The 2,251-nt window shown below is 36.4% G+C and carries 2 protein-coding genes; one reads left to right on the forward strand and one right to left on the reverse strand.

The window, feature by feature from the left end; genetic code table 11:
- Window positions 1-453 precede the first annotated feature (453 nt).
- Window positions 454-1,650: a TlpA disulfide reductase family protein gene (locus EGI24_RS14335; protein WP_255049147.1), complete on the forward strand. Its 1,197-nt coding sequence runs from the start codon at window positions 454-456 to the stop codon at window positions 1,648-1,650.
- Here the strand turns inward: EGI24_RS14335 and EGI24_RS14340 are convergent.
- A partial coding sequence (locus EGI24_RS14340; protein WP_310586092.1) for a 3-coathanger stack domain-containing protein occupies window positions 1,647-2,251 on the reverse strand: 605 nt, incomplete at its 5' end. The two genes, EGI24_RS14335 and EGI24_RS14340, sit on opposite strands and share 4 nt — an antisense overlap.

Genomic DNA, 2,251 nt, shown 5'->3' on the forward strand with positions numbered 1-2,251 from the left:
TCTTTATGTTAAATTGGATAGCGAATTCTAACATGAAGGAATTAAGAAATGAAGAGCATTAAGAACTTCATTTTCTTAAAATCTTCATCCTCTTCATGTTAAATTGGATAGCGAATTCTAACATGAAGGAATTAAGAAATGAAGAGCATTAAGAACTTCATTTTCTTAAAATCTTCATCCTCTTCATGTTAAATTGGATAGCGAATTCTAACATGAAGGAATTAATAAATGAAGAGCATTAAGAACTTCATTTTCTTAAAATCTTCATCCTCTTCATGTTAAATTGGATAGCGAATTCTAACATGAAGGAATTAATAAATGAAGAGCATTAAGAACTTCATTTTCTTAAAATCTTCATCTTCTTCATGTAAAAAAAAACGTACTTCCTTTTTTGCGATAAGTAAGCATTTTTCGAGTTTTCTGCATTTCTTTGTAAACCAAAGAAAATCATTGATGAAAAAATTATTAATTCTACTTGCGAGTGTCTCGCTGTTATTCTCTTGTAAAAGCAAACCTGAGCTAAAAACTGGTCTTTGGCGAGCTGAAGTGCCTACTATTGCTGGCGTTTTGCCATTTCATATTCAAGTAGAAAAAAACCGAGCCTTTGCTATAAATGCAGATGAAAAATTGGCATTTGATACTTTATATTTTGAAAATGACTCCTTGCATTTGAAGATGGAACTCTTTGATGCTGAAATAATTGCAAAAGTGGAAGGAGAAACCATGAATGGGATATTTCGTAAAAAAATGGCCAATTTAGACAACAGAGAAGGAGCTTTTACGGCAAAGTTTGGACAAGAATTTAGATTTGAGAATGGCAAATCGAACGCATCTTTGGCAAATAAATATTCAATAATTTTTGATGATGGAAAAAGTACCTATGAAGCAGTGGGTATTTTCGAACAAAAAGATAATAAAGTAAAAGGTACATTTCTCACTACAACTGGAGACTATCGCTACCTGGATGGAAACGTGGTAGGTGATAGTCTGAAACTGACTTGTTTTGATGGAAATCATACATTTTTGTTCACTGCTAAAATAATTGGAGATAGCCTAACGGGAGGCACATTTTGCTATAGTTTGAAAGGAACAGAAAAATGGTCGGGTATAAAAAATGACCAAGCAGCTTTGCCAGATGCCAACAGCCTGACTTACTTAAAACCGGGTTTCACAAGTATAGACTTCAGTTTTCCTGACGAAACTGGTAAAAAGATTTCTATCAAAGATGAGCGATACAAAAACAGCGTTACCATAGTCCAAATATTAGGCTCGTGGTGTCCAAACTGTATGGATGAGACCCGTTTCTTGGCCGATTTCAAAAAGAAAAATCCTTCAGTCGAAATAATTGGACTAGCTTTCGAAAAATCCTTGGAGCCTGCTTTTGTAAATCCTAAAATACAAAGACTTAAAACAAGATTTGGCGTTACTTATCCCATACTCTTAGCTGGCAAAAACGACAAAGCCGACGCTTCAGACAAACTGCCGATGTTGAACAAAATCATCAGTTTCCCTACTACCATCATTATTGACAAAAAGGGTGTTGTCCGCCAAATACATACAGGCTTTAGCGGCCCAGGTACTGGCGAATATTATAATAAGTTTGTGGAAGAGTTTACAAGGTTTGTGGAGAAGTTGGAGAAGGAGTCTTAATTCACACAAGTTTCATTCGCACCAATCTGTGCCTGAAAATAGTTCCCGACTCCTCTTGCCTCGAAGCCTGGATTTAAGGTAATACTGTTTGGTGCTTTGAAATCTATGGCTCCTCCGGGTGCTTGGATTTTGGCATCGCTAGTTATGGTCTGTATCGCTCCTCCGGTGTAAGTCGGGGAGTCTATGGTACCTGTGATAGTGCTGTTATTGACTTGCGAAGGCATATTGCCCAAAAACTCATACGCTCCTATGTCAGCTATGTTTTCGAAATTTCTACGTTTAAGGTCTAAATCTAAAGGGCTGATGCCTGTGTTGGTGCCAGCATTGATGGCAAGGCTACACCATTTAAGGCGATAATCTCCTCCATCAGTCACTACCGAAAAAAGCACAGGGTTTCTAAAATGTGGTACCACGATAGTACCATTTAAATTATTTAAACCGCCAGTAACACTTTGCACCAAACTATTTGAAATAAGATTGGTTACAGCTCCATTTGATAATATATAATTATTATTATAAAATAGAATCGTATTGCTAAGGTTGTTAGTTATTGAACCCCCGAAACCTGTAGAGCTATTAATTCCGTAATTACCATTGGCTG

This window comes from Lacihabitans sp. CS3-21 (assembly GCF_024343675.1).
Lineage (GTDB): Bacteria > Bacteroidota > Bacteroidia > Cytophagales > Spirosomataceae > Leadbetterella.